The organism is Mesorhizobium sp. M1409, from assembly GCF_040317535.1.
Lineage (GTDB): Bacteria > Pseudomonadota > Alphaproteobacteria > Rhizobiales > Rhizobiaceae > Mesorhizobium.
Map to the genome: position 1 here is coordinate 64,724 of NZ_JAMYKV010000028.1, position 20,231 is coordinate 84,954.

Here is a 20,231-nt window from a genome sequence, read left to right on the forward strand (position 1 = left end):
GTTCTTCCTTCTCCCACAAGGCGCCGCTATTTGACCGCTCCAGCGGTCATGCCCATGATCAGATAGCGCTCGAGCGCAATGCCTATGACGGCGAGAGGCGCGATGGCCGCCGTGGCAAGCGCCGCCATCGACCACCAGTTGATGCCTTGCGAGCCGGTCTGGCTCGCCACCATGACCGGAATTGTCTTGGCGTCGGTCGAGGTCAAAAGGGCGGCGAAGAAATACTCGTTCCAGCACAGCACCATCGCCAGGATGAAGGCAGCCACCATGCCGGGCAGCGCGATCGGCATGACGATGCGGAAGAACGCCCCCCAGATCGACAGCCCGTCGACGAGTGCGGCTTCCTCAAGCTCCACGGGTATCGAGTTGAACTGGTCGCGCATGATCCAGATGACGATCGGCAGCACCATCAGCGTGTAGAGCAGGATCAGCCCGACGCGCGTGTCGAGCAGGCCGACCTCCCGGTAGAGCACCAGGAAAGGCAGCGCCAGCACCACCGGCGGCAGGATCAACTGTGACAGGAAGAAGAACGAGATGTCTTCGTTCTTGAACCAGGCGAAATGATAGCGGTAGCGGGTGAGCCCGTAGGCGGCGAGGCTGCCGATGACGATGGCGAGGCTCGACGCGCCGACCGAGGTGATCACCGAATTCATGAAGCGCTTGAGGAACTCGTCGCGCACCGTCGAGGTCTGGAAGATCGAGTCCGGCGACAGGCCGAGCGAACGCCAGCCCTTCCAGTCCGGCTGGAAGTCGACGAAGGGGATGAGATGGCCCTGGGTGACGTCCACCGCGGTCTTGAACGAGGTCGTGATCGTCCAGTAGATCGGGAACAGGCAGATGAACGCCCAGAAGGCCAGCGCCCCATAGATGAAAACGCGGCTGACGAGGAAGCTCGCCGGCGACCGGATCTCCGAGGCGACATATTCGGTGGTCTGAACACTCATCTTAGCTCAATTCACCCGATCTTGCTTCAATTGACCCATCCTGCTTCAATTCACATTGCGGACAAAACGGTTGGCGAATTTCAACAGCCACGTGACGAACACGATGATGATCACCAGATAGGCCATCGCCAGCATGGTTCCGTAGCCGACATTCGAGCGGTCGCGGTATTCGCGGTAGATGAAGCTCGACACGGAATCGGTAGCGCCGCCCGGGCCGCCCGATGTCACCGTAATGATGATGTCGGCAAGCTTCAGCTTGAAGATGATCCGCAGGATCACCGCCGTCACCGACACCGGCAGCATCAGCGGGAAGGTGACCTGCCAGAAGGTCTGCCACACATTGGCTCCGTCGACCCGCGCGGCCTCCAGCACCTCGCGCGACATCGCCTGCAAGCCGGCCAGCAGCATGATCATCATGAACGGAATGAACGTCCAGGCATCCAGCACCATAATTGCGATGCGCGCGATGATCGGGTCGCTGAAGAAGGCCGGATTCTCCCAGCCGAGATGGCGCGCCAGCGTCGCCGCCGGCCCGAACCGGTATTCCATCAGCGACTTGCCGATCATCCACGACACGGCGACCGGCGATAGCATCAGCGGCAACAGGAAAACGACGCGGAAGAATTTTCGTGCCCCGATCTGTGCGTTAAGCAGCAGCGCCAGGCCGAAGGCAATGACATACTCGACCGCTACCGCCAGCACATAGAGCACCATGTTGACCAGCGCATTGCGGTAGTAGGGATCGCCCAGCATCTGCCAGAAATTGTCGAGCCCATTGAACCTGCGGCCACTGAAGGAACTGAGGTTCCAGTCGGTGAGCGCGATGTAGAAACCGAACAGCGTCGGGAAGATCACCATGGCTATGGTGAACAGCAGCGCCGGCAGCAGGAACAGGGCACGCTGGCCGTCCTCGCCCCGCGTCATCACCTGGCCGATGCCGATAGCCACGCCCCACAGCACATAGGCGTAGACGACGGGGCGCCAGGTCTCGAAGCCGATCGTATCGGCGCTGCCCTTGTAGAGGATTTCCATCACGATCGTCGCCAGCAGGCCGAGCGTTGCAACGGCCATCAGGACCCAGCCGAGCCGTTTGCGGCCTGGAGAAATCAGATCGGAAGTGCCGGCGTCTGCCGGCCACTGGTTTGCGGTCGAAGTCTGGTCTGCCACAAATCTCGCCCGTTTGAAGGCTCTCAAGGAGCCGGAGCCGGTCTAAAATGGTCCGGCGTTTCCGCCGGACCACGGTTCATAGGCCAGCCTACATGCCGAGCGAAGCCTTGTAGAGCTTGACCTGGTTGTCGCGGCCGATCTGGTCGGTCAGCTTCTCCCAGGCCGCCGCGATCGCGTCGGCGCCTTCCTGCGCCTTCATCTTGCCGGCGAAGGTGTTGGCCAGAATGTCCTCGGCGGCGCTGTAGTATTGGAAGATGCCGGGGATGCGTGGCTCGATCGCCGCGTTCGGATGGTTGTAGCTGTCGGCTTCCGACTTGAGATACGAGGTGATGAAGGCCTCGTCATAGCCGGCAGCCACCCATTCCGGAATATCGAAGTGGGAATTGCGGTAGGGCTGGAAGCCCGACGGATATGCGGCGCACCAGAGTGACAGGTCCTTGCCGCCGAGATGGGCAGCGGCGGACCATGCCGCCTTCTTCTTCTTCTCGTCGCTGTCGACGCGGGCCATGACATAGACGCCCCAGCCGAGATAGGCGCAGTTCGGCGCATAGTTCGGGCCGCTGGCGAGCTTGTCCCATTTGCCTGTCTTGGAGTTGTAGACATCGTCCGAGCCCGGCAGGATCGAGAAGCCGGTGACATCGCCGACGACCGAGGAGTCGCTAGTCTTCGCATTCGAGCCAGCGTCTCCCCACCAAGCCAGCATCGAACCAGTGCCGCCCAGGAATTGGGAGAAACAGGTCTGGTTCGGGTCGGCATTGATTTGATCCTGCGGTTCGGAAGGCAGCGCGTCGATCACGTCCTGGATCGCCCGCACCCAGGCCGGGTTGTTGACGCGCGGCTTCATTGTATCGGCGTCGAACAGCCACGCCTTGTCATCAGGGTGCTTGGCATAGGCACTGGCACGGCTGCCGAGGAAGTAGAAGCCGAATCCACCCCATGGCTTGGGCGCGTCGAGGTAGCCGTAGACGTCCTGGCCCTTCATCTGCTTGCCCTTGAGGAACTTGGTCACGGCCTGCACCTGCTGCCAGGTCTTCGGCACGCCCCATTCCGTCAGGCCTGCCTTGTCGCCGCTATCGGCTTTCCAGGCTGCTGCCAGATCAGAGTCGGAGAACACATCGGTGCGGTAGTTGAAGTTGTGCGTGTCGCCGTCGACGGTCACGCGATATTGCTTGCCATTCCAGGTGCCGACCGGCGGCTTCAGATAGGCAACAATGTCATCCATATCGATCTGCTTCCTGACCCAGTCCGGCATCTCGGAGGTCAGGCCCTTACCGCAGACGTCGCCTTCGAAGGGCGCGCCCATCTCGACGATATCGAAGTCGATGGTGTTCGTGGCAATAGCCTGCTGCAGGCGCGGATTGTAATCGGCCTGCGCCAGGTCGATCCAGCTGATCTTGGCGCCGGTATAGGCCTCCCATGGCTTTAGAAAGCCGCGGAACAGAACATTATGCAGGTTCTGGTTGTTGAGACCCATGAAGGTCAGCTCGACGCCGGCGAATTCGCCTTCCTTCACGTTGGCCTTGGTGGCCTCGAGGCAGAGTTCACCGACCTTCTGGAAATCAGCATCCGTCGGCTGGCCTTTGCCGACGCCGGGAATCTGCAGGATTTTGGAGCGAAGTTCGCTTGCGGCGGAAGCCGGGCGCGTCAAGGCGCCGAGCCCGGCGCCCGATGCGGCTGCAATCGCGGCCATGCTGGCCGCACCCTTCAATATGTCACGCCTTGTGGCGCCGGCACGAACCAGTTTCTCGTAAAGACCTGTTCTCATCGCCTATTCCTCCCAGAACTTCAGTGTGAATAAATTGACCAACTGTCGGACGCTGGAGCGCCAACGATGCTCCCGGTTCGGAAACGAATTAGCAGGACCCCACCCTGCGTCGATTGAAGTTCCGATTGCGGATCGGGTACCGACATTTTGACCAGCGCCTGCCACTATTCTCACAACCAAACGCCGTGTCAACGAGAACGGGTTTTTATCTATAAGAGACCGACTTGCCCTGACCGGTCGCGTTGGTTAGCTTCTGCGCCTACGGTTAATGGAACCGACGGGGGAGATATGGCGCAAGTCGCGATCAGCAAGGTGGCCAAGGCATTCGGAACCGTCAAGGTTCTGCACGAAGTCAGCGTCGACATATCGGACGGACAGTTCGTGGTGCTGGTTGGCCCTTCGGGTTGCGGCAAGTCCACGCTGCTCAGGATGGTGGCCGGGCTGGAAACCGTCTCCGCCGGCACGATCGCCATCGGCGACCGTATCGTCAATCATCTGCCGCCGGCCAAGCGCGACATCGCCATGGTGTTCCAGAACTATGCGCTCTATCCACACAAGACGGTTGAGCAGAACATGGCCTTTGCGCTCAAGCTGCGGAAAACCGATCCGGCCGTGGTCGCCGAGCGGGTCAAGCGCGCCGCCGACATCCTCGACCTCAATCCCTATCTGAAGCGCTATCCCCGCCAGCTTTCCGGCGGCCAGCGCCAGCGCGTGGCGATGGGCCGCGCCATCGTGCGCAATCCGCAGGTGTTCCTGTTCGACGAGCCGCTCTCCAATCTCGACGCCAAGCTGCGCGTGCAGATGCGCACCGAGATCAAGGAACTGCACCAGCGGCTGAAGACCACCACCATCTACGTCACCCACGACCAGATCGAGGCCATGACCATGGCCGACAAGATCGTCGTCATGCGCGACGGTCGCATCGAGCAGGTCGGCGCGCCGCTGGAACTGTTCGACCGGCCGGCCAATCTGTTTGTCGCCGGCTTCATCGGTTCGCCTTCGATGAACCTGCTCAAGGGCGTCATGCGCAAGGGCGCCAAGCCGGGTGTCGACATCGCGGGTACGCTGTTCCCGGTTGCATCGGACAATGCCGCACAGGACGGCCAGGCCATCGTCTATGGCGTGCGGCCGGAGCATCTCGAAATTCATCCCGATGGCGTGCCGGCGAAGATTTCGGTGGTTGAGCCGACCGGCTCGGAAACGCTGGTCTTCCTGCGCTTCGGCGAAGGCGAGATGGTGGCGCTGTTTCGCGAGCGCCACGACTTCAAGCCGGGCGACACGCTCACCCTGAAGCCGCGGCTCGACCAGGTCCACCTTTTCGACGCCGAGACCGGCAAGCGTCTCTGATCTCAACCGGACTTCACGAGGAATATCATGCTCAAAGGCATCAACCCGCTGCTCAATGCCGACGTGCTGCAGGCATTGCGGGCAATGGGCCATGGCGATGATTTGATCATCGCCGACACCAATTTTCCGTCCGATTCGGTGGCGCGCCAGACCGCGCTCGGCCGCCTGCTGCGCATCGATGCGTCGGCCGCCGAGGTTGCAAAGGCGGTGCTGTCGCTCTACCCGCTGGACACGTTCGTCGACGACTCGGCCGCGCGCATGGAAATCGTCGGCAAGCCGGATGAGATTCCGCCCGTGCAGAAGGAAGTGCAGAAGGAAGTCGACGCGGCCGAGGGCAAGTCGTGGCCGATGATAGCGGTCGAGCGCTATGCCTTCTACGAGCGCGCCAAACAAGCCTATTGCGTCATCCAGACCGGCGAGCGCCGCTTCTATGGCTGCTTCGCCTTCCGCAAGGGCGTCGTTCCGCCGGATGCGGAGTAGCGGCATGGCTTCGGGCAAGCCGGTCGTCATATTGGGCGTCTTCGTCGCCGACACCGCCTACAGGGCACAACGGCAGCCGCGCATGGGGGAAACCCTCCTCGGTACATCCTTCACGCTGGGTCCGGGCGGCAAGGGCTCGAATCAGGCGGTCGCCGCCGGCAGGCTTGGCGCCGACGTCACCTTCCTCACCCGCCTCGGCGTCGACCCCTTCGCCGACATGGCCAGGCAGACCTGGGCGCGGGCGGGCGTCAAGAATGCCGTCATCGACACGCCGGAAAGCTATACCGGTGCCGCCTACATCTTCGTCGAGGAGACGACCGGCAACAACGCCATCATCGTCAGCCCCGGTGCCGCCATGCTGATCTCGCCGGCCGATATCGAAGCCAATGCCGGGTTGATCGGCGGTGCCGGCGTCTTTGTCACCCAGCTCGAACAGCCGATCGAAGCAGCCATGCGGGCGCTGGAGATCGCGCGTGGGGCAGGGGTGACGACGATCCTCAACCCGGCCCCGGCGGCAAAGCTTCCCGACCGCATCTACACGCTCTGCGACTATCTCACGCCCAACGAGACCGAGACGGAGGAACTGACCGGGATGAAGGTCTCCTCGGTCGATGAGGCGCGCCGCGCCGCGGACAGTCTGCTTGAAAAGGGCGTCGGCACGGTCATCGTCACACTGGGTGACAAGGGCGCGCTTTTGCACTCGAAGGACCGCTCCGACCATGTTCCCGCCATCAGCGCTGCCCCGGTGGTCGAAACCACCGGGGCAGGGGATGCCTTCAATGGCGGGCTGGCCGCGGCCCTTTCGCGAGGTGTGGAGCCGCTGCAAGCCGTGCGCTTTGCTTGTGCGGTCGCCGGAATTTCAGTGACGCGACCAGGAACCGCGCCGTCGATGCCGACGCTGCAGGAGGTCGAGGCGCTGCTGGCGAGGGGATGAGGTTAGGGCAGCGCATGGCAAGATTGTCAAAGAGCGCTTGGTGGTAGCCATATTCTGGAGGCGGAGCCCCGTCTGATGTCGCCATCTTGGCCCGTAAATCCGAGTCCAATGAGAAATCGGTCAAGACCAATCCACGGATAGGCTTCCGCCACCGTGTGTCTAAATGCGCCAAACCGCCTAGCCCGCGATTGCCATTCCAAGGCCAACGCCCAGGCCGATAGCGAGGCCCAGGACGAGCTTGCTGGCGAGATCGAGTGCTCCCGGTGGCAGGACAGCTCCGCGGAGCGTCATTATATTAGCAATAAACAATATATTAACAGCCGTGATGCAGCCTTCCACATCACGGGGGATGGGGGAAACACCTCCTCGTCGACGTTTCCGGTGGGACGGTCGACCAATGCGGAGCAAACGCATGAGTGTCGGAGCAGCTCTCGAACAATTGCTGCGATTGATTCATCGCCGAGCCATGAAATTAGCGGCGATGCCGGAGGATGAAAGGGATTCACACTACGATCTCATCCGCCTGTCATGTTGCGCAGCCGCCGAACGCATTGGGCAAAGTCCCGACAAGGCCGCCATTACGGCAAACGATATGGTTGAATTTGTTCGCGCACTGGTCGGAATCATCGAGGTAGGCTTCGGATCAGACCAAAGGCCAAGTGACGATCGACCGGCTGCATCACCGGCACGGCATTTTGGCAGCCGGGAGAATGGCGCTGCGCGCATCTAGGGGGCGCGCGCTTCAAGCGGCTGCAGTCGTCCGCGAATTCTTCGCAGCCTGCTTACATGGTCCGATTGCCTGACAAGGCCAAAGCCCACTTAGCGCGAAAACCATTTAACTATCAGCAAGTTAAATGGCGCGAGTGACGGGGCTCGAACCCGCGACCTCCGGCGTGACAGGCCGGCACTCTAACCAACTGAGCTACACCCGCGCATGGCGAACACGTGTCAGCCGTGTTCGTCGTTGGGCGCTGGATAAGGGGTTCGCCACCGGGTGTCAAGCGCGACAGGACAGCATAACAGCAAACAGGAGAAGGTTTTTTGACAGCCGGCGTTTTGTTGGCAAAACCGGCGTCCAACCAGGGTGTCCCACATTCATTTGGCCTTGCGAAGCCGATCCCGACCGCTTAAAGGTCCGGCCCGGAGCGGGCGATTAGCTCAGTTGGTAGAGCGCTTCGTTTACACCGAAGATGTCGGCGGTTCGAGCCCGTCATCGCCCACCATTCCAATCACACAATCCATCCACGGCCCGCGTCAATGGCGAAGCGCGCGGTGCGGAGTGGCTGGCTGTCCATCAGCCGCGGCATCGCAAACCCGGCGCAGGTCGGCATGGATGTTTTTGGAGTTCAACAGCTCGGCTGCTTCCGGATAGCCCTCGGCCAGCAATGTGGCAACGATCTCGGCAGGCGAGTGGTGGACGCCGTCCTCTGCCAAAGCATGAGTCCGCTGGTAAATATGACTGGTTCTGATTTCGTCGGTCATTCCCAAATATCCCCGTTGGTCAGCACTTGATGAACAACCTTTGAGATGCGAAGTTGTTCCACTGCAACTTTGGGGATATTTGACAACTAGTGCGCGGGCGATAAGTCTGCCACTTGAAGTTACAGCTCTCATTCCCGTTCCTCGTCAGGAGACTCAGCAGTCCATCGTCATTCCTGCGGTGATCGCGGCGGCAAGAGCCGAAAATCATTGCCTTCCGGCAGCAACTGCCCGCCATCGACGACGATGGTCGTGCCGGTGATGTAGCTGGCATCGTCGGAGGCGAGGAACAGGAAGGCGTTGGCCACGTCGCGCGGGCTGCCGAGGCGGCCGAGCGGGATGGAGTCCTCCATGTTCTTGATATAGGCGGCGCCACGATGCAGCTCGATCGCCTCGGTCAGGATGTTGCCGGGCTCGACGCCGTTGACGGTGACGCCGTAGCCGGAAAATTCCAGCGCCGCCGCACGGATGAAGCCGTTGATCCCGGCCTTGCTGGCCGAATAATGGCCATGGCCCGGGCTGGTGACGTGCGGGCCGGTGATGGACGAGGTGTAGAGCATGCGGCCAAAGCCTTGCGCTTTCATCGGCACCAGGGCCGCGCGGCTGGCATTGAAGGTGCCGCGCAGATTGACCGCCATGACACGGTCCCAGTCGTCGGCGCTGGTGTGCTCGATCAGCTGCCAGGGATAGATGCCGGCATTCTGCACGATGATGTCGAGGCGGCCATGGTGCTTTAGCGCCAGCGCCACGGCGGCCTCGGCGTCGCTCATTTGCGAGATGTCGGTGCGGATGAAAGGGACGCCGAGTTCGTGCGCGGTCGCTTGCCCCGCCTCGACCTCGGTGTCGGCGAGCACAAGCTTTGCACCTTCCTCGGCAAAGCGCAGGGCGATGCCCTTGCCGATGCCGCGGGCGCTGCCGATGATCAGCGCCACCTTGTCTTTCAGTCGTCCGGTCATGCGAGCCGTCCTGTCATGCGAGTCTTTGGCGGATGGTTTGCTTGAAAGCGTCGAGCAGCACGGCGGCCAGCACCAGCAGGCCGTGGATGACCTGGGTGAAGTTGGCCGGCAGGCCCATCAGGTTGATCGCCGTGTTGATGGCCGAGAGCAAAAGCACGCCGGCATAGACGCCGGGCAGGGTGCCGACGCCGCCTTTCAGGCTGACGCCGCCGATGACGACGGCGGCGAAGGCGTTGAACAGCAGGCCGACGCCGAGATTGGCGGTGGCGCCCGAGGTGCGGATCGCCAGCAGCCAGCCGGCAAGGCCGGCGATGGCGCCGGCGAGTACGAAGGCGATGACGAGATTGCGGTTGACGCGGATGCCGGCACGGAAGGTTGCGGTCTCGTTGCCGCCGATCATCACGAGATGCCGACCAAACGGCGTCTTGGCCATGATCAGCGAAAAGACGACGAAACAGGCGACCGCGATCCAGGCGGTCAGCGGCAGGCCGATCAGGCGCTGGATGCCGAACCAGCGGATGGCCGGCGCAAGATCCTGTGCCGAGCGGCCGCCCGAAATCACCAGCACGAGGCCGCGCACCCAGATGTAGGACGCCAGCGTGATGATGAAGGCGCTCATCTTCACCTTGACCACCAGGTAGCCGTTGAAGGCGCCGATGATGCCGCCGACGGCCAGCGCAACGAACAGCGAAACCGGAACCATCAGCCATTCCGGATGCAATTTCACGCCCATGCCGATGCCCGACGAGCAGAACAGGATGCCGACCGCCATGGCGCTGAGCGCTGCCACGGATTCGACCGACAGGTCCATGTGACCGGCGATGATGACCAGCGCCAGGCCGATCGACATGACGCCGAGCACGCTGGAAGCCTCGATGATGTTGGCGAAGATGCCGAGCTGGAAATAGTTCGGAACAAAGATGGAAAAGACCACCAGCACGAACAGCAGCATGAACCAGACGAGGTTGTCGAGAACGAACTCCAGGGCTTTGCGTGTGCGCGGGTTCATGGGCTGATCCGGTTGGCGCATGCCCCGCGAAATCAATTCGATTTCGTCTGGTCCAGGCGCGGATTCAAATTCGCCACGGCGTCCTTTCGGACGCGGCGTTGTGAAAGGGCAGGCTCCGGGCCGCCACGGCCCGGAGCGCTTTCGGATGACTAGTCGACCGACTTGACGGTGTCCGTCGGCGGCTTCTGGTTGCCCCAGAAGGCCGGGTTGTCGACGTTCTCCTTGGTGATGGCGGCACCAGGGATCTTGATGTTCGGGCCCCAGGCTTCCTTGGTCACGGTCGATTTCAGGCCAAGCACCTCATACTCGCCGGGCTTGATCTCTTCCTTCTTGGCGATCTTGTCCATGAACATGGCGACGGCCGCGGCCTGCGCGTAGAGCGGCTGCTCGACTTCGACGTTGAGCCAGCCCTTGCGGATCAGGTCGAGGCCGACCGGAGCGCCGTTCGAGCTCATCAGCATGACGTCGCCCGGCTTCTTGCCGGCGGCCTCGAGCGAGGCGACGGCAGCGACCGAAAGGTGCGCGGCATGGCTGAAGATCAGGTCGATGTCGGGGTTCGCCAGCATCTGGTCGGCAACGATGGTGCCGGCATTGCTGGCTTCCCACTGCATGGCCGGAAGCGAGATGATCTTGACGTCCGGAAACGCCTTCATCTTCTCTTCAAAGCCCTTCTGGATGTCGAGCGTGTAGGGGTCACCGGGGTCACCGAGCACCTGCAGTATCTTGCCCTTCACCGAGCCGTTCTTGGCTTTCAGCAGCTTCTCGGCCTGCTCGGCGGCGACGTAGCCGATCTCGACCGTTCCGGCGACAGAGGTGAAGTCGGACGGTGTCGACGTGATCTGGCGGTCGAACTCGACCACCGGGATGCCGGCTGCGCGGGCGGCCTCGATGGACGGTTTCAGCGCATTGAAGTCGACCGCCGCCAGGATGATGGCCGCCGGTTTCAGCGCGATGACGTCGTTCATCTGCGATTGCTGGGCGTCGGTCTTGTTGTCGGCGTTCAGCGTCTTCATCTCGTAGCCGGTCTGCTTCAGGAACAGCTCCAGCGCGCTCACCGAGCCGGTCTGGAACTCGTCCAGCAGGGTCGGCACCATATAGTAGACGATACCCTTGGACTGGGCGAATGCCGGCGTGAGCGTGGCAAAGGCCAGTGCAAGGATACCGAAGACAGCAAGAAGTATTCGCTTCATGTCGTTCGCTCCTCTTTTACGCCGGACCCCTCTTTTGTCCCTCAGCCTGTCGGTCCGGCACCGGCAAGCGTCTCTCCGGTGATCATGTTGATCACCGCATCGGGACTTGTTTTGTTGCGTGCGACATCACCCGCCACGACGCCTTGCCGGATCACCACGATCCGGTCGGCGACCTGGAAGGCCTGCTGCATGATATGAGTGATGATGACGACGCCGATGCCCTGGTTCGCCACCTGGCGGATCATGTCGAGGCCGCGCCGCGTCTGTTCGACGCCAAGCGCTGCGAACGGTTCATCGAGCAGCACCAGCTTGCCGCCCCAGTGCACGAAGCGGTTGAGCTCGATGGCCTGCCGCTGGCCGCCCGAAAGGTGCTCGACATTGGTGCGCAGCGAGGGAATGCGGGTGCCGGCACTGGCCAGCGCCTTTCCGACGACGGCTTCCATGGCGCGCTCGTCGAGCACGGGAATGCCAAGAACCTTCCTGGTGATCTCGCGGCCCATGAAGAAATTGGCGACGACGTCGACATTGGTGCACAGCGACAGGTCCTGGTAGACGGTCTCGATGCCCGCCGCCTTGGCCTCGGCGGGCGACCGGGCAAGGAACTCCTTGCCCTCGAACAGCATGCGGCCCGAGGTCGGCTCCAGTCCGCCGGCGATGATCTTGACCAGCGTCGATTTGCCGGCGCCGTTGTCGCCGAGCAGCGCCACGACCTCGCCCTTGCCGATCGAGAAGCTGATCCCCTTGAGCGCTTCGATAGCGCCATAATTCTTGGTGACGTTGTCGAGCACCAGCAGGGGTTCGTTCATGCCGCAATCTCCCTGCCTTTGATAAGGTCGCGCTCGCGTTCGCGTTCGGCAGCAAACATCTGCCCGAAGCGCGGTGACAGCACCCCAGAAACCGCAAGGGCGGCGGCGCCGCGCAACACCGAATGTTGCCCGCCGCGCGCGACGAGGATTCGAGGCGTCGTGCGGTCCTTCCGTGCGGAAACGGAGTTGTGCAGGCCTCCGGCCGAACCAGCCAGCATTTCGAGCAGATCGGTGGACGCCAGCCCGCCAAGGATGACCGTTTCAGGGTCGAACAGGTTCTCGATGACGGCGACGGCATTGTGAAAGATCGGTGCGACTTCGGCCACCCATTCGGCCTCGCTGCCGTTCCAGCGCCGGAGCGCCTCGAGCGAGAGGTATCTTTCGAGACAACCGCTGTTGCCGCACGGGCAGGCCTCGCCACCGGGAACGACGGGAATGTGCCCGATCTCGCCGGCATTGCCCCAGGCGCCGCGCAACGCGGAGCCGTCATGAACCATGACGCCGCCAAGGCCGACGCCGAAATAGAGATAGTAATATTCGGAAAACTGCGCGCCGAGGCCGTAGAGGCGCTCGCCCATGGCCGCGGCCGCCATGTCGGTTTCAAAGAAGGCCGGCAGCCCGGTGGAAGCCGCCAGCCGCTCACCCAGCGCCACATCCTTCCAGCCGGTCATGGTGGTCGGACCGACAAAACTCATGGATTCGACATCGAACGGGCCGGGCAGGGCCATGCCGACGCCGAGAACCCGTCCTCCAGCCCGCAGTCCGGTCAATTCATTCACCATCGCCGCGATGAGGTCGAAGGCGTGGTCCGGCGTCGCGTTCGGCGCCTCGCGGTAAGTGCTCTCGATCACGTCGCCGCTCAGATTGATCAAGGCGGCACTGATACCGAGCGGGGTGATGTGAGTGCCGACGGCATAGCCGCCCTCGGGGTTGATCCGTAGGGTCGCCGGTGGCAGGCCGCGCCCCTTCGGTTCTTCGCGCAGCGACAGGATGTAGCCCTGTTCTTCCAGTTCGCGAACGATGGTGGACACCGTCTGGACGGTGAGGCCGACGCGCCGGGCAATCTCGCCACGAGCGATCGGCCCATGCAGGCGGATCGACTCAAGCACGATGCGCCGGTTGTACGGCCGCCCGAACTCCTGATTGGTCCCCCGCAGTGCCATGATTTGCGCCCTTAGGAGGTGGTAGCTTCGCACCTGTTATTTATTCAGTCAAATGGAATTCAAAAATAAATCGAAACGTAACCCGGTTCAGGACCTGCTCACGCGCCACGCTGGCCGATTGCCGCCATGTCGAAAGCGTCTCAAAGGTGGGCGAACCCGCGACCGTTGATCCGACAAAGCATGGAGCAAGGATGATCGAATTGCCGTTTGCCCGCGACGAGTACCAACAGCGGCTTCGCAAGATCCGCGCCGAGATGGCCAAGCGCGGTCTCGAGCTCCTTGTTGTCAACGACGTTGCCAACCAGCATTACATCACCGGCTATGATGGCTGGTCATTCTACACGCCCCAGGTCGTGCTCGTTCCAATCGAGGAGGTCGAGCCGGTCTGGATCGGGCGCGCCATGGATGCGGCCGGCGGTCTTCTGACAGCCTGGATGAAGCCCGAGAACGTGGTTGGCTTCCCGGAGGGTCACGTTCAGCGTGTCGATCGTCATCCGATGGACTGGATCGCGAACTGGATCGTGGCGAAGGGCTGGGGGAACCGCGCTATCGGCATCGAACTCGAAGCCTACTATTTCTCCCCGAAAGCACATGCCCGGCTTGTCGCCGGACTTCCCAATGCGAAATGGCAAGATGCCGATCTGTTGGTGAACTGGATCCGCGCGGTCAAATCGCCGCCCGAGATCGCCTATTTGCGCAAGGCATCGACCCTGGCCGAAGCGGCGGTCACGCGGGCCTTCGAGGTGATCGCGCCGGGAGTTCGCGAATGCGATGCCATCGCCGCCATCCAGGCGGCGCAGATCGCCGGCAGCCCTGACTTCGCGGGTGATATCACCGCGCTTCCGCCGACAATTCTCGGTGGCGAGAATGCTTCCGCGCCGCACATAATGTGGAGCGACAGGCGGTTTGGCGAAAACGAGACGATTGCCTTGGAACTCGCTGGCGTCTGCCGCCGCTATGCCGCCGGACTGGCAAGAACCCTGCAACTGGGCAAAACGCCGACAAAGGTCTCGGATACGGCAAAAGCGGTGATCGAGGGCATGGATGCGGTGCTCGACGCGGTCAGGCCGGGAACATCAGCCGAAGCCGTCGAGGGCGTCTGGCGCAAGGTCATCCAGCGCCATGGACTGAAGAAAGAGTCGCGCATCGGCTATTCCATCGGCGTCGCCTATCCGCCGGATTGGGGCGAACACACGATCAGCCTCAGGCCGGGCGACAAGACGGTGCTCGAATCAGGCAACGTCGTTCATTCCATCCTCGGCATGTGGATGGACGGCTGGGGCATCGAGATCAGCGAGACCATCCTGGTCACCGAAACCGGCAATGAGACGCTGACCAAGTTCCCGCGGGAGATCCACGTCAAATCCTGAGGATGAGGCTACGGCAGGCGGTTTGCCTGCGCACGGCGCCGTAGAGCACGGATCGGCAAAAAACAGCTCGCCGGCTCAGTATTTGATGACCCGGCGCTCAACCATCACCACGGCACAAAACAGCGCGATCGACAGGCACGATGACAAAACGATCGCCGCGTAAAGCCGGTCCGACTGGTAGTTGAAGCTCGCCTGGATAATCAGCGCGCCGAGGCCCTTGTCCGAGCCGATCCATTCACCGACGATGGCGCCGATGACCGCCGTCGCCGAGGCGATCCTGAGTGAGGAGAACAGCATCGGCAGCGCACGCGGCAGGCGCAGGTCCCAAAATATCTCCCAGCGTGTCGCCGACAGCACCCGAAATAGCTCGTGCTCGTTATCGCTGGCCGAATCCAGGCCACGGATCATGTTCACCAGCGTCGGAAAGAAACAGATCACCGCCGCGATGACGATCTTCGGCGTCATGCCGAGCCCGAAGATCAGGATGATGATCGGCGACAGCGCCAGGATCGGAATGGTGTTGAAGAACAGCACGATCGGAAAATAGGCTGCCTGAAGGATGCGGTTGTGCACGAACACGACAGCCAGCAGGACGGCAGCCAGATTGCCGATGACGAAGCCGGCCAGCGCCTCGATCAGCGTCGGCCTGAGATTGTCGATGAGCAACGCGAAATTCTTCTGGAAGACGCCTGATATCGCCGTCGGCGTCGGCACGATATAGGCCGGCACGCCGAGAAGCGGCAGCAGATACTGCCAGGTGACAAGCAGCGACGCCGCGCCGAGAACGGGCAGGGCGATTGCCAACTGCGGAGACAGCGGCGCCGGCCTCACGACGCGCGCTCCAGCGCGGTGCGCAGGTCGGCCATGGCGGCGACGATTGACGGGTCCTCACGCGAGCAGCGGTTGCCCTCCTGCTTGAGCGGCCGCATGTCCAGGTCTTTGACCAGTCGCCCCGGATTGGCGGCCAGAACGATGACCCGCTCACCGAGATAGGCGGCTTCGGCGATCGAATGGGTGACGAACAGGATCGTCGTGCCCGTGCGCCGCCACAAAGCAAGCAGCTCGTCGTTGAGGCGGTCGCGGGTGATCTCGTCGAGTGCCCCGAACGGTTCGTCCATCAGCAGCAGTTTTGGTTGTCCAAGCAATGCTCGGGCGATCGCCACGCGCTGGCGCTGGCCGCCGGAAAGCTGGTGCGGCAGGCGCTCACCGAAGCCGGCAAGCCCCATCAGATCGAGCAATTCGTCACTGCGGTCCTCGATTTTGCGGGTCAGGCTGCCTTGCCCGACGCCAAGCGGCAGACGCACATTGTCGCGCACCGTGCGCCAGGGCAGCAAGGTCGAGTCCTGGAAGACGAAGCCGACATCGCGGCGCGACCGGACAGCATGAGGCGTGTCGCCGAGCACGCTGATCGTGCCGCCGAGCGGATCGAGCAGGTCGGCAACCACCCGGAGCAAGGTCGACTTGCCGCAGCCGGAAGGCCCAAGGATCGACAGGAAGGATCCGGTCTCGACGCTGAGGTCGAGGCCGGAGAGCACTTTGACGGCCGCCTGGCGGCCGTCATAGCCGACATCCAGCCTGCTGGCTTCGATCGCGCTCGCCATCAGGCGGCGGGTGCGTCGAGCTTCGGCCGCTCGGTGGCCGAAAGTTCGAGGATCTTGGTGGTGTGGACGTCGGCGGTGGCTGGCCGGCCGTTCGGATACTGCCCAACCTTGTCCAGCAGTGCCAATTGCTCCTCGATCGATGCCGGGTCGAACGTCCCCCAGCCATCCTTGGCGGTTGCCGCATCGAAGGAGAGTTTCAGCACGAGGTTGATGGTCTTCTCTTCCCAGCCGAGGTCCATTTCGGGATAGGCGGCGACCATTTTCTTCACGGCGTCCTGCGGGTTGGCGTGCACCCAGCCCCAGCCCTTGGCGACGGCGCCGATGAATTTCGCCAGCGTGTCCGGATCCTTTTCGATTGCGGCGTCGGTGGCGAAGTAGACGTCCGCGTAGGAATTCAGGCCGAGATCGCGCACCAGAAGGTCGATGCGGTCATCGCCGACGACGCTCAATGCCTGCGTGTTGGTGATCCAACCGCCGATCGCATCGACATCGCCACGCACCAGCGGCCCTTTGTCGAAGCCGACATTGACGACGGTGACGTCGGACGGGCTCATGCCGTTCTTGGCCAGGATCTCGTCGATGACGAAACGCGCGGTCGGTTGGATGCCGATCTTCTTGCCCTTGAGGTCGGCGATGTCGCGGATCGGATTTGCCGCCTTCGAGGTGAAGGCGTAAGGGCCGGTGCGGAAGCCGCAAGCGATGATCTTGACCGGTACGCCGCTGGCGCGAGCCGCGAAAAGCTGCGGCGTTTCGGAGAACTGGCCGAGCTGTGCCGCACCCGAGATCACCGGCGGCACGGTCGAGGCGTTGGGGCCGCCCGGGCTGAATTCCACGTCGAGCCCGGCGTCCTTGAAGTAGCCGTTGACGACGGCGGCAATGTCGCCGATCTGGCCGTTGGACATCAGCCAGTCATACTGGATGACGACCTTTCCGGCCGCCTTCGCGCCGGGGGTCAGCACCAGTTGCATGCCGGCCGATGCGGCGGCCGCGGCCGCGGCCGCCAGGCCGGATTTCATCAAGCTGCGGCGATTCACGTTGTAATGATTGTTCCCACTCATTTTTCGCTCCTGTTGCAAGACTTGTCTGTCTCTTCCTTGCGCGCCGTTCCCTTGGCGCGGTGTCGTCTACGGCTGTTCGTCGTGGTAGTCGCCGGGGCCGCCGTCGAGCCAGGCGTAGAGTTCCCAGAGCGTGTCGTCCGGGTCGGTGAAATAGGCGCAGCGCGCGTTCCAGACGTAATCCTCGGGCGGACCCTGGAAGGGCACGCCCTTGGCGGTCAGCTCGGAATACAGGCGGTCGATCTCGCCGGGTGCGTCGAGCTTGACCGCGACGCAGACCTTGTGCGCGTGGCGCGGCGAACGCAGCTTCGAGACGCCGGTATGCTGGCTGATATGGTCGATCTCCCAGGCGGCAAGCGTCACGCCCTCGCCATGGAAGTCGGCAAAGCCTTCGGCGCGCCGGCGCAGGCGGAAGCCGAGCTTGTCGACATAGAATGCCAGCGTTCGCTCGATGTCCTCGACAAGCAGACATACGTCCGAAATCCGGTATGCGGTTCCGAGCGACATGGCTATTTCCCTCCGTCGGCGCGCTGGCCACGCGACGTCGGCAGCCTGACGCCGACACGATTGGCGGCGCCGATGATATGCGCGCGCATCGCCGCCTCGGCTTCTGCCGGGTCGCCGGCGACCAGCGCCTCATAGATGCGCACATGCTCGCCGACATTGACTTCCACCAGGTCGTGCAACGGGTTGGTTTGTCGCGCGTAGTAGATCGAGCGGCGAATCTGTTCGCAGACGAAGGAAATGAAGGTGTGGATGTAGCTGTTGCCTGTCGCCCGGGCGATTTCGCGATGAAACAGAAGATCGGCGTCGATGCTGCCGTCTTCCCAGCGCTCCTCGCCGCTCATGCGGTCGAGCGCAGCCTTGATGGCGTCGAGATGCTCCTGCTCGCGCCGCTCGGCGGCAAGCGCGGCCGACTCGGCCTCGAGAATGCAGCGCAGCTCGAAGAGCCGCTCCATATTCTGCCCTTCCTTCAGCGCCTCGCGGTCGATGCGGATCGTTGCCCGCTGCTCCGGTGCCAACACGAAGGAGCCGATGCCTTGTCGCGCTTCCACCATGCCATCGGCGCGCAATTGCGCGATCGCCTCGCGCACCACGTTTCGGCTGACGCCGAATTTCTCCGAGAGCTGCTGTTCTGTCGGCAGCAAACTGCCCGGATTGAGGTCGCCTGATTCGATCTCGCGGCTGAGGAACGCCGCGACCCGGCGCGGCAATGCCTCGACAGTGCCGATGGCAGCCAGTCGTTGTTTCATGACAAGGTCTCCGTCGCGGGAAAGAGGCAGCCGGGGTTCATCAGCCCACTAGGGTCGATGGCATTCTTTAGCGCGCTGACGAGCCGACGGTGGACGGGAGACATTCCCGTCCAGTAGACGCGCTGGCGAGTGCGGCCGATGCCGTGCTCGGCGCTGATCGAGCCGCCAAGGGCATTGATGACCTCGTACAGCCCGGCCGTGATGTCGGCGCCCCTGGCACGCGCGTCGGGCTCGGCAAGGCCAAGCGGCGGCAGCACGTTGAAATGGACGTTGCCGTCGCCGGCATGGCCATAGGCCTGGGAAACCCAGCCCGGATGCTCCCGCGTAACAAACCGCCGGGCATCGGCGATCAGCGTGGGAATATCGGAGATACGCACCGAAAGATCGGTGCGCACGTGATAGCCACGCTTGGCTTGCCCCTCGACCAGCCCTTCGCGAATCGCCCAGAAAGCCCTGGCCTGTGCGCTGCTCTCGGCCAGGACGGCATCGGCGACGAGTTGGTTTTCCATTGCGCCGGCCAGGAAATCGACCAGCAGCGTGCGCAGGTCGACGGCTGTGCTCGACGACAGTTCGATCAGCACATGAACGGGGGCGGCGACCGGGGCGACGACGGTCGGGTCGACCAGATGCGCAAGCTCCACGCATTCCGAGCCGATGATCTCGAAGGCGGATATCAGGTCCGAGCATCCGCGCCGGGCCTGCCGGAACAGCGCGATGGCCGCTTCGAACGAGGGAAGGCCCAGATAAGCCGTCTCGATGCGGCCGGGTTTCGGAAACAGCTTGACTTCGACACCGGTGATGATGCCCAGCGTTCCTTCGCTGCCGATGAAAAGCTGCTTCAGGTCGTAGCCGCGATTGTCCTTGCGCAGGCCGGAAAAGCCGCTCCACAGCTCGCCGTCCGGCAGCACCACTTCCAGGCCGATAATGAGGTCACGGGTCATTCCGTAGCGCAGTACGTTGACGCCACCGGCATTGCTCGCCGCGTTGCCGCCGATCTGGCAGCTTCCCTGGGCGCCGAGCGCTAGCGGAAACACGCAATCCCGATCTTCGGCGGCATCCTTGATGTGCTGCAGGATGCAGCCGCCATCAGCCTGCAGGATGAAATTGTCGGCGTCGACGAGGCGGATCCTGTTCAACCGCTCCAGGCTGATGACCGCCGCGCCTCGGCTCGTGCCGATATCGATTGCGCCGGCGACAAGCCCGGTGTTGCCGCCTTGCGGAATCATCGCCAGCCCGAGCGTGCCGCACAGCTGGACAGTGGCCTGAACCTCGGCGACCGAGGCCGGCTTCAGCACGGCAAGGGCGCCGCCATGATGATCGCCGGACCAGTCCCCGAGATACTTTTCCATGCCAGCGGCATCGGCGGCCACGCCGCTCTGTCCCAGGACGCGCTCCAGTGCTGCGAGAATGTCGGGCGAGATGCCGTGGATGGTCATTGTCGGGCCGGCTTTGTTGCAGGTGTGTATGCTTATACATATCATCCTACAACTTAAATGCTGTCAACGGGCAAGCCGCTGGTCTCAGGGCAATCGCTTCAGTCTAACGACAGTTTCCAATTTTTGGGCAGATCACCAAGCGTCGAAGTAGGCGCCGCCCCTCATTGCCCTGCCGGGCATTTCTCCCCGTGAACGGCAGGGCTGTCCGGGGAAATCTATTCATATATGAAGGCCATCTGATTGAGGGAGGATCGGTCTCTTGGTCGGCTCGGATTG

The 20,231-nt window shown here is 62.7% G+C and carries 20 protein-coding genes and 2 tRNA genes; 6 read left to right on the forward strand and 16 right to left on the reverse strand.

The annotated features are described in order from the left end of the window. Positions 1–26: 26 nt before the first annotated feature. The 3 genes from NKG99_RS21260 to NKG99_RS21270 form a co-directional block, all read right to left on the reverse strand. On the reverse strand, positions 27–944 hold the full coding sequence (locus NKG99_RS21260) for a carbohydrate ABC transporter permease (RefSeq protein WP_352870582.1): 918 nt from the start codon (positions 942–944) through the stop codon (positions 27–29). 45 nt (positions 945–989) lie between these two features. Then, positions 990–2,111 carry a carbohydrate ABC transporter permease gene (locus NKG99_RS21265; protein ID WP_352870583.1) on the reverse strand — a complete coding sequence of 374 codons (1,122 nt, stop codon included), beginning with the start codon at positions 2,109–2,111 and terminating at the stop codon, positions 990–992. A gap of 88 nt (positions 2,112–2,199) precedes the next feature. Next, positions 2,200–3,876 (reverse strand): ABC transporter substrate-binding protein, encoded by a 1,677-nt coding sequence (locus tag NKG99_RS21270; protein ID WP_352870584.1) that lies wholly within the window; start codon positions 3,874–3,876, stop codon positions 2,200–2,202. Positions 3,877–4,164: 288 nt separating this feature from the next. Here NKG99_RS21270 and NKG99_RS21275 point away from each other — a divergent pair, with 288 nt between their 5' ends. The 4 genes from NKG99_RS21275 to NKG99_RS21290 all read left to right on the forward strand — a co-directional run bounded on the left by NKG99_RS21275 (position 4,165) and on the right by NKG99_RS21290 (position 7,367). Continuing rightward, positions 4,165–5,223: an ABC transporter ATP-binding protein gene (locus NKG99_RS21275; RefSeq protein ID WP_352870585.1), complete on the forward strand. Its 1,059-nt coding sequence runs from the start codon at positions 4,165–4,167 to the stop codon at positions 5,221–5,223. Between the two features lie 27 nt (positions 5,224–5,250). Continuing rightward, positions 5,251–5,703, forward strand: coding sequence for an RbsD/FucU family protein (locus NKG99_RS21280; RefSeq protein ID WP_352870586.1), 453 nt, complete (start codon positions 5,251–5,253; stop codon positions 5,701–5,703). Positions 5,704–5,707: 4 nt separating this feature from the next. Beyond that, entirely contained in the window at positions 5,708–6,637 is a 930-nt protein-coding gene (rbsK, locus tag NKG99_RS21285) for a ribokinase (protein WP_352870587.1), read from the forward strand. 412 nt (positions 6,638–7,049) lie between these two features. Further along, a complete protein-coding gene (locus tag NKG99_RS21290) occupies positions 7,050–7,367 on the forward strand; it encodes a hypothetical protein (protein ID WP_352870588.1) in 318 nt (105 codons plus the stop codon). A gap of 125 nt (positions 7,368–7,492) precedes the next feature. Here the strand turns inward: NKG99_RS21290 and NKG99_RS21295 are convergent. Continuing rightward, positions 7,493–7,569, reverse strand: a tRNA-Asp gene (locus NKG99_RS21295). Between the two features lie 215 nt (positions 7,570–7,784). Here NKG99_RS21295 and NKG99_RS21300 point away from each other — a divergent pair. Then, positions 7,785–7,860 (forward strand) — tRNA-Val (locus NKG99_RS21300). Between the two features lie 31 nt (positions 7,861–7,891). Here NKG99_RS21300 and NKG99_RS21305 read toward each other — a convergent pair. The 6 genes from NKG99_RS21305 to NKG99_RS21330 form a co-directional block, all read right to left on the reverse strand. Next, positions 7,892–8,119, reverse strand: a complete 228-nt coding sequence (locus tag NKG99_RS21305; RefSeq protein WP_352870589.1) for a hypothetical protein — start codon at positions 8,117–8,119, stop codon at positions 7,892–7,894. A gap of 167 nt (positions 8,120–8,286) precedes the next feature. Further along, positions 8,287–9,072 (reverse strand): SDR family NAD(P)-dependent oxidoreductase, encoded by a 786-nt coding sequence (locus NKG99_RS21310; protein ID WP_352870590.1) that lies wholly within the window; start codon positions 9,070–9,072, stop codon positions 8,287–8,289. A 13-nt stretch (positions 9,073–9,085) separates the two neighbouring features. After that, complete coding sequence (locus NKG99_RS21315; RefSeq protein WP_352870591.1) at positions 9,086–10,081, reverse strand: ABC transporter permease; 996 nt, start codon at positions 10,079–10,081, stop codon at positions 9,086–9,088. 149 nt (positions 10,082–10,230) lie between these two features. After that, on the reverse strand, positions 10,231–11,271 hold the full coding sequence (locus NKG99_RS21320) for a sugar ABC transporter substrate-binding protein (RefSeq protein WP_352870592.1): 1,041 nt from the start codon (positions 11,269–11,271) through the stop codon (positions 10,231–10,233). Positions 11,272–11,312: 41 nt separating this feature from the next. Then, a complete protein-coding gene (locus NKG99_RS21325) occupies positions 11,313–12,077 on the reverse strand; it encodes an ATP-binding cassette domain-containing protein (RefSeq protein ID WP_352870593.1) in 765 nt (254 codons plus the stop codon). Next, positions 12,074–13,240 carry an ROK family transcriptional regulator gene (locus NKG99_RS21330; RefSeq protein ID WP_352870594.1) on the reverse strand — a complete coding sequence of 389 codons (1,167 nt, stop codon included), beginning with the start codon at positions 13,238–13,240 and terminating at the stop codon, positions 12,074–12,076. Before NKG99_RS21330 ends, NKG99_RS21325 begins: the two co-directional genes overlap by 4 nt. 191 nt (positions 13,241–13,431) lie before the next feature. Here NKG99_RS21330 and NKG99_RS21335 point away from each other — a divergent pair, with 191 nt between their 5' ends. Beyond that, a complete protein-coding gene (locus NKG99_RS21335) occupies positions 13,432–14,610 on the forward strand; it encodes a M24 family metallopeptidase (protein WP_352870595.1) in 1,179 nt (392 codons plus the stop codon). A 75-nt stretch (positions 14,611–14,685) separates the two neighbouring features. Here the strand turns inward: NKG99_RS21335 and NKG99_RS21340 are convergent, their stop codons facing one another. From NKG99_RS21340 to NKG99_RS21365, 6 genes are all read right to left on the reverse strand, one after another. Continuing rightward, entirely contained in the window at positions 14,686–15,441 is a 756-nt protein-coding gene (locus NKG99_RS21340; RefSeq protein ID WP_352870596.1) for an ABC transporter permease, read from the reverse strand. Further along, positions 15,438–16,211: an ABC transporter ATP-binding protein gene (locus NKG99_RS21345; protein WP_352870597.1), complete on the reverse strand. Its 774-nt coding sequence runs from the start codon at positions 16,209–16,211 to the stop codon at positions 15,438–15,440. Before NKG99_RS21345 ends, NKG99_RS21340 begins: the two co-directional genes overlap by 4 nt. Beyond that, positions 16,211–17,269, reverse strand: a complete 1,059-nt coding sequence (locus NKG99_RS21350; RefSeq protein WP_352870598.1) for an ABC transporter substrate-binding protein — start codon at positions 17,267–17,269, stop codon at positions 16,211–16,213. The genes NKG99_RS21345 and NKG99_RS21350 overlap by 1 nt, the downstream gene beginning before the upstream one ends. Positions 17,270–17,335: 66 nt before the next feature. Then, entirely contained in the window at positions 17,336–17,773 is a 438-nt protein-coding gene (locus NKG99_RS21355) for a VOC family protein (RefSeq protein ID WP_352870599.1), read from the reverse strand. A gap of 2 nt (positions 17,774–17,775) precedes the next feature. Then, positions 17,776–18,519, reverse strand: a complete 744-nt coding sequence (locus NKG99_RS21360; RefSeq protein WP_352870600.1) for a FadR/GntR family transcriptional regulator — start codon at positions 18,517–18,519, stop codon at positions 17,776–17,778. Next, entirely contained in the window at positions 18,516–19,955 is a 1,440-nt protein-coding gene (locus tag NKG99_RS21365; RefSeq protein ID WP_352870601.1) for an FAD-binding oxidoreductase, read from the reverse strand. The genes NKG99_RS21360 and NKG99_RS21365 overlap by 4 nt, the downstream gene beginning before the upstream one ends. Positions 19,956–20,231: the final 276 nt, after the last annotated feature.

Excerpts from the sequence above, each read along its gene's own strand:
- NKG99_RS21310 (WP_352870590.1), bottom strand. The coding sequence starts at position 9,072 with ATGACCGGACGACTGAAAGACAAGGTGGCGCTGATCATCGGCAGCGCC.
- NKG99_RS21325 (WP_352870593.1), bottom strand. The coding sequence starts at position 12,077 with ATGAACGAACCCCTGCTGGTGCTCGACAACGTCACCAAGAATTATGGC.
- NKG99_RS21270 (WP_352870584.1), bottom strand. The coding sequence starts at position 3,876 with ATGAGAACAGGTCTTTACGAGAAACTGGTTCGTGCCGGCGCCACAAGG.
- NKG99_RS21355 (WP_352870599.1), bottom strand. The coding sequence starts at position 17,773 with ATGTCGCTCGGAACCGCATACCGGATTTCGGACGTATGTCTGCTTGTC.
- NKG99_RS21260 (WP_352870582.1), bottom strand. The coding sequence starts at position 944 with ATGAGTGTTCAGACCACCGAATATGTCGCCTCGGAGATCCGGTCGCCG.
- NKG99_RS21335 (WP_352870595.1), top strand. The coding sequence starts at position 13,432 with ATGATCGAATTGCCGTTTGCCCGCGACGAGTACCAACAGCGGCTTCGC.
- NKG99_RS21275 (WP_352870585.1), top strand. The coding sequence starts at position 4,165 with ATGGCGCAAGTCGCGATCAGCAAGGTGGCCAAGGCATTCGGAACCGTC.
- NKG99_RS21345 (WP_352870597.1), bottom strand. The coding sequence starts at position 16,211 with ATGGCGAGCGCGATCGAAGCCAGCAGGCTGGATGTCGGCTATGACGGC.
- NKG99_RS21305 (WP_352870589.1), bottom strand. The coding sequence starts at position 8,119 with ATGACCGACGAAATCAGAACCAGTCATATTTACCAGCGGACTCATGCT.
- NKG99_RS21360 (WP_352870600.1), bottom strand. The coding sequence starts at position 18,519 with ATGAAACAACGACTGGCTGCCATCGGCACTGTCGAGGCATTGCCGCGC.
- NKG99_RS21315 (WP_352870591.1), bottom strand. The coding sequence starts at position 10,081 with ATGAACCCGCGCACACGCAAAGCCCTGGAGTTCGTTCTCGACAACCTC.
- NKG99_RS21330 (WP_352870594.1), bottom strand. The coding sequence starts at position 13,240 with ATGGCACTGCGGGGGACCAATCAGGAGTTCGGGCGGCCGTACAACCGG.
- NKG99_RS21290 (WP_352870588.1), top strand. The coding sequence starts at position 7,050 with ATGAGTGTCGGAGCAGCTCTCGAACAATTGCTGCGATTGATTCATCGC.
- NKG99_RS21320 (WP_352870592.1), bottom strand. The coding sequence starts at position 11,271 with ATGAAGCGAATACTTCTTGCTGTCTTCGGTATCCTTGCACTGGCCTTT.
- NKG99_RS21350 (WP_352870598.1), bottom strand. The coding sequence starts at position 17,269 with ATGAGTGGGAACAATCATTACAACGTGAATCGCCGCAGCTTGATGAAA.
- rbsK (WP_352870587.1), top strand. The coding sequence starts at position 5,708 with ATGGCTTCGGGCAAGCCGGTCGTCATATTGGGCGTCTTCGTCGCCGAC.
- NKG99_RS21280 (WP_352870586.1), top strand. The coding sequence starts at position 5,251 with ATGCTCAAAGGCATCAACCCGCTGCTCAATGCCGACGTGCTGCAGGCA.
- NKG99_RS21365 (WP_352870601.1), bottom strand. The coding sequence starts at position 19,955 with ATGACCATCCACGGCATCTCGCCCGACATTCTCGCAGCACTGGAGCGC.